Origin of the sequence: Protofrankia sp. Cj3, assembly GCF_917627355.1 — a bacterium.
Classification (GTDB): Bacteria; Actinomycetota; Actinomycetes; order Frankiales; family Frankiaceae; genus Protofrankia.
Genome location: NZ_CAKJTR010000091.1, coordinates 1 through 6,201, shown reverse-complemented (window position 1 = coordinate 6,201; position 6,201 = coordinate 1). Strand labels below are relative to the sequence as shown.

The window sequence follows — 6,201 nt, the reverse complement described above, 5'->3', positions numbered from 1 at the left end:
ACGCGGAGCGCGTCCTGCGGCTTGGCCCGCTTGGGGTCGATCAGATCAGTGCGATCGTGGCCGGCTACGTGAGCGATGAGGACCTGCCGGTGGCGGCCGAGGCGGTGGCCGTGTCCTCCGGCGGAATCCCGGCGCGGGTCCACGAGGATGCGGCTGGCTGGGCGGTTGCCCGCGCCGGTGAGCGGGTCGGCAAGACAGCCGTGCGGGTGGCGACAGGCCGCCTGGACCTGGTCGCGGCTGAGCAGGCGATGGTCGCTGAGGTTCTGGATCTGCAGCGGGCGAGGACTCGCCATGCCGTCTCGCCGGTCGTCTGCGCCCGCCCGGCTGGTGAGACAGAGACCGTCGTCTGCCCGTACAAGGGGCTGGCGCGCTTCGACGAACAGGACGCCCCGTACTTCTTCGGGCGGGAACGGCTTGTCGGGCAGTTGGTGACCCGCTGCATTGCCACGCCGCTGCTGGCCGTGGTGGGCCCGTCAGGCAGCGGGAAGTCGTCGGTGGTGCGGGCCGGGTTGGTGCCGGCGCTGCGATCGGGTGTGCTGCCGGGCAGCGACCGGTGGCGGATCCGGTTGCTGCGGACCGGCACCACAGACCCGACCGCGCTGGACCTCGACAGCGGCAGCAGGGGGAACGAGCTTGTCGTCTTGGACCAGTTCGAGGAAGCAATCACCATGTGGACGCAGGAGGGCCGGGAGGAGCTGATCGACCGTCTGGTCGGCGCACTCGAACGCGCTGACGGGCGCTTTCGCGTCGTTCTCACCGTGCGTGCCGACTGCTACGGCCGGTTCGCCCGTCATCCCGCGCTCGCCCGCCTCATTGGCGACAACACCGTCCTCGTCGGTCCGATGGCTGTGGGCGGGCTGCGGCAGGCGATTGAGAAACCCGCCCGGGTTGCCGGGCTGGAACTCGAGGAAGGGTTCACAGACGCGGTCCTGGCCGACGCACGGCAGGAGCCCGGGGCACTGCCGCTGCTGTCCACCGCACTGTTGGCGACCTGGGAGCGCCGGGACGGCCAGACACTTCGTGTCGCCGCCTACCGCGAGGCGGGCGGTGTCGCCGGGGCGATCACCCGGCTCGCCGACGGCGTCTATGACAGCCTCGATGACGAGGGCCGGGCGATTCTCCGCCGCCTGTTCCTCCGGCTCGCCACTCCTGGTGAGGACGGAGCCGACCTGCGACGCCGCGCGCCGCGGTCCGAGCTGGCTGGCAGCGAACAGGCGGAGGCCGTGCTCACCGCCTTGATCGGGCGACGGCTGGTCATCGCGGCCGACGACACGGTGGAGGTCGCGCACGAGGCGCTGTTGCGGGAATGGCCCAGGCTGCGGACCTGGCTGGAGGCCGACCGCGACGGCCACCGGGTGCACCGCCACCTCACCGAGAGCGCCAGCGCCTGGGTAGCGGCCGGTCATGCTCCGGGCGACCTCTACCGCGATGCCCGGCTACAGGCCGCCAAGGAATGGGCGGACGCCTATCCGGATGACGCCAACCCACTGGAACAGTCATTCCTCGCGGCATCCACAGCCGCGGAGGAACATGCGCTGCACGACGCCCGGCGAGCCGCCCGGCGGCTGCGCTCGCTGGCCTCCGTGCTGGCCGCGTTGCTCGTGGTCGCGTTGGTCAGCACGGGTCTGGCGGTCATGCAGCGAAGCACGGCGGACCGCCAGGCGCGGCTGGCCCACGTCGCCACCAGGTCGGCGCAGGCCGCCCAGCTGGCGACGGTGGCCGCCAGCCTCGGCGCTGACCAGGTTGATCTGGCGCTGCTGCTCGGCGTGGAGAGCTACCGGCTCCAGCCATCCCGGGACACCGAAGCCGGCCTGCAGACCGCGCTCGTTCACACCCCTGCCAGCCTCGACCGGGTCATTCGTTTCGATGCGCCCAACCTGCTGCCGCTGGTCCCCCCGTCGGTGAGCTGGGACGGGCGGCTGCTCGCCGAGCCGCGACGGGACGGCACGGTCCGGCTGTGGGACCTGCGTACCGGCCAGGTCCAGCGCACACTGCGCTGGCACACCAGCCGCGAACTCGCACTCTTCAATGCGGACGCGACGCTGCTTGCCGTCGGCGGGAACGACGGAACCGTGGTCATCTGGGATGTCATCAGCGGTGAGCAGGTCGGAGCGCCGATCCGGGCCGGCAACGGGCTTGCCTACGGACAGTTCGATCCGACTGACCCCTCCCGGCTTTTTGTGATCGACGACAATGGGCAGATCGCGCTGTGGGATCGCTCGGCCCCTGACACACCGCGGCAGATCGGGGCGCCGCTGCACTTCCCGGCGAAACCTGGCGACATCCCAATGGTCATGATCAATGCGGACGGGAGCCGGCTGGCCGCTGGGATCTTCGGCGGCTCGTCGACACGGATATGGGATGCCCATTCCGGGACGGTCTTGTGGGATCTTCCCGGGGCACCTGGCTTCTTCGCCTCCGATGCTGTCACGCTGCCTACTACTCTTGGTGACCGCGTGATGCTGTGGGATGTCCGCAGCGGTCAGCTGCGCCAAGCGCCGCTGACCGGCTTCACAGCGGCCTTCGCCGGCATGCTGATCAGTAACGACGGGCGCCGCCTCGCGCTCAATGACGGAGCCAGCTTCATCCGGGTGTTCGACATACCTTCGGGCCAGCAGGTCGCGGTCCTGCCACTCCACGAGCGTGCGACCACCTCGACCGCCTTCTTGCCCGATGGACGACTGATCGCCAGTGGCGTGGCTGAGGTCGATATCTGGCGCCTGGACAGCGCCACGTCACCGCTGGGCAGGACCCTGCAAGGACATACCGGCCGGGTCACGGGCACCTTCTTGCCCGGTGATACCAAAATCGTTACTCAAGGTATTGATGATCGACAGGTTCTGCTGTGGGACGCGGCCACCGGCCGCTCCGAGGGCCGATTACTCGACGGCGCCGTTGCGGCCCCCGTCGTGTTCAGCCCGGACGGGGCGTTGCTCGCTGCGCCGGGCCAGGATGGGACGCTCCGGTTGTGGGAGCGGGCCAGCGGGGCCGACCTGGCAGTTCTTGCCGGCTCCCAACCAGCCGGAAGCTTCTCCGCTATCGCATGGAGCCCGGCGGGAGGGCGGGTCGCGGTGGCTGCTGGCGGTTCCGTCCTGCTGTGGGACGTCCATGACCCCAGACAGCCGCATCTCGTGGGGAAGCTTGCCACGGCGGGCGTGGCTCATCCGGGCGTCCCGGATGGTTTGTACCCCTTCTACAGCCACGACGGGCGCTGGCTTGCTGTCGAGGATCTCCCGGGCCGCATCGTCACCCTGTTCGACACCGCCACCGGCAGCCCGGTGTGGTCGCAGGTGCTGGAGGCCACCGCTGACGCCCCAGCGTTGGCGTTCTCACCGGACAACGCAACGATCGCGATCGGCTATGGAACGGTAGCGGTCGGTGTCGTCGAGTTCCGCGACGCGAGGACGGGGACCTTACGGCGGACATTGCAGACACCAAGCAGCGGCGGGGTCGAGTTCCTCCGCGATGGCAGCGTCGTGATGACGACAAGCGACATCGGTGGGAACGGCAGCGCACATCTATGGGATGCCGTCACCCTTGCGCCGATAGGCGTAGCCATGCCGCAGCCGCGCGGCGGATACTCCCTCGCGCGCAGCCTGGACGGCGTCACCGTGTTGACCGGCACGTCCGAGGGGGCTGTCCAGATCTGGGACGTCAGCACCGAGACCTGGGCGATGGTTGCCTGCCGTATCGCGGGGCGCAACCTCACCCGAACGGAATGGAGCCGCTACCTGTCCGGTGAGCCCTACCGGCGTACCTGTCCTCAATGGCCAGAGCACCCGTGAGGTGACGGCGGGTCAAGGCCCGGTCGTGCCGTGTTCCCGCCGATTCCCACCGCGACCGCACCGATCACCTGGAGGCCGAAGCCGACGTAGAAGCTTCTGACGGAGTCATGCTGCGTGATGACGGCCAAACCGGTGGCGGCGAGCAGGTATCCGCCGATGAACAGGACCCGGCCGAGCCGGCTCAACCTCCGCCAACAGGGCGCGGCCCGACGGATCTGGCCGCTGGCCATGCATATGAACACCCCGCCGGCCACCAGGAGCACGCCCCTGGTCAGCCGCCCGTCGTACACCCCGAGTTCAGCGGCGGTAGCGACATGCCTGTGCGTGGCCGAGGCCGCCTGGATAACACCACCGGCGATGAGTCCCAGACCGGCGAGCTCCACCAACACACCGATCATCCAGCGGCCCCTGGGCATGCGCCACATCCTTACCGACACATCACCGACACATCACCGTCATATCCTTACCGGCCGTCGGCCCGGATTCCGGCGTTTCGACCACTCCGTCCGGCATCCCCTGGCCCGCCGGTAAGGCGCTCATGGCGACAGCGCCGGACGTGTGCTGAAGCCGGGAGGCACTCGCCGTCCAGGGAGGCTGTCATCTGCGAGGCACACCCGAAGCGGCAGGGACGCCGGCCGTGCGAAGCCGCTCTGGCGGGAAAGCCAGCGGCCCTGGCGGGGCTAACCATTTCAGACTCGGGTCGTGGATTGGTTGCGGATCGGCGGAAGCCGGGCGAACAGTATCTGCAACCTTGTCACCACCGGTATGCAACCAGCGATCGGCAGTCTCGATATGGCGCAGAGTTCGACGCAACGACAGCGGGGGGACCGCAAACGATGTCCGCTCACCAGCGGAGCGGCGACTCCGTGAGAGAGGTGGCTACTTGTGCACGACAGCAATAACGGCCGGTTCGACGCGTTGAGCGAGCGGTCCTTGCTGGGCACGCTGGGAGCCCGTGAACGATGTCGACGTAGCCCGTCCACTCGGGTCCAGCTGTTCCGACAGATCGTTGATCTGTACAACAGGATGATTCACCCCAGCGATCCCGACGATGCCGTGGACGCGGCGCGATCGCTCCTTCGGCTCCTGCGCGATGTCGGTTATCGCGATGCCGGCTACAAGGAACGGGCTGAGCGGGTCCTTGCGGAGGCGTTCCCCAGCCGTGAAGTGGAAGCCGTCGTGCGCATGGCTCGGACCGTCAGTGGGCAGGCCAGTGGGGATGATCGCCAGCAGGATGATGGTACGGGCTCCGTCCATGCCTCCGCTGCTCTCATCCGCCAGCTCCAGGCCCGTTCTCCAGACGTGGCGAAACCGCCCACGGACCTGGCCGATCTGATCGCGCTTAACGCCACCGGTGCCCAGCTAGCCGGGGTGGACCTGTGCGGCGCCCGCCTGTTTGACGCGGATCTGTCCGGTGCCCAGCTAGCCGGAGCAAACCTGTCCGATACTGTGTTGTTTGGGGCTGATTTGTCCGATACGGTGCTGGCTGGGGCGGACCTGTGCGGTGCGCTGTTGGCCGGTGCTGACTTGTCCGATACCGTGCTTGCTGGGGCTGATCTGTCTGGTGCTCAGCTGGCTGGGGCGGATCTTACCGATACGGTGCTGGTCGGCGCGGACCTGTGTGGCGCCCGCCTGCACGGGGCTGATCTGTCTGGTGCTCAGCTGGCTGGGGCGGATCTTACCGATACGGTGCTGGCTGGGGCGGACCTGTCTGGTGCCCGCCTGCACGGGGCTGATCTGTCTGGTGCTCAGCTGGCTGGGGCGGATCTTACCGATACGGTGTTGGCCGGGGCGGACCTGTCCGGTGCCCAACTGGACAGGGCGGCCCTCGTCGATGCCCGGTTGGACGGGGCGAACCTCACCAGCGCGGCCCTTGTTGACGCCCGCTTGGACGGGGCCAGTCTCATCGGTGCCCAGCTCGACCGCGCGAATCTCGAGGGCGTGCAGTGGTCGGCGGGTACGCGCTGGCCGGACTCAGGGTGGGCACGACGGATGTGGGACGCCTCAGAGGAGGTGTCCGCTGGCGTGTTCCAGGTCCGGCCGGATCCGGGTCGGGAACGAGCGGATTTCCCGCCTTTTGTCTGACCCGGCGATGCGGGGCCTCGATATTTCGCAACAGGGACGCGGTGCGGTTTTATCGTGCGCTCCTAAAAGCAAAAGTCGTCCAAAAAAAGATCGAATGGCGTGCGGGCGTGGCCGTGGGGAAGGCACCGCGGCCCGCGGTATCAGAATTATGACATTATAGTCAGCTGAGTAGCGTCTTCCTCGCTGGTAATCTTCCAGCTGTATCCAGGTTATAAGGAGTTTGTACTCATATCCGTTCACTCTGCGGACATTGTTTCGACGGTCTTATTTTGATGTTGTTTGGCTGGCTGAGAACTCCGGAGCGGAACGGCGGGAACGAGTAATAGTTCGG

General features: G+C 67.8%; 3 protein-coding genes. 2 read left to right on the top strand and 1 reads right to left on the bottom strand.

Features of this window, described 5'->3' with window-relative positions; translation table 11 throughout:
- Window positions 1–3,785 (top strand): hypothetical protein (locus tag MJ783_RS13775; protein ID WP_239310836.1); only part of this gene is annotated, 3,785 nt, incomplete at its 5' end.
- Here MJ783_RS13775 and MJ783_RS13770 read toward each other — a convergent pair.
- Window positions 3,764–4,201: a hypothetical protein gene (locus MJ783_RS13770; protein ID WP_239310835.1), complete on the bottom strand. Its 438-nt coding sequence runs from the start codon at window positions 4,199–4,201 to the stop codon at window positions 3,764–3,766. The genes MJ783_RS13775 and MJ783_RS13770 overlap by 22 nt on opposite strands.
- Before the next feature lie 469 nt (window positions 4,202–4,670).
- On the opposite strand from MJ783_RS13770, the gene MJ783_RS13765 reads away from it, so the two are divergent.
- Window positions 4,671–5,870 carry a pentapeptide repeat-containing protein gene (locus MJ783_RS13765; RefSeq protein WP_239310834.1) on the top strand — a complete coding sequence of 400 codons (1,200 nt, stop codon included), beginning with the start codon at window positions 4,671–4,673 and terminating at the stop codon, window positions 5,868–5,870.
- The last annotated feature ends 331 nt before the right edge of the window (window positions 5,871–6,201 follow it).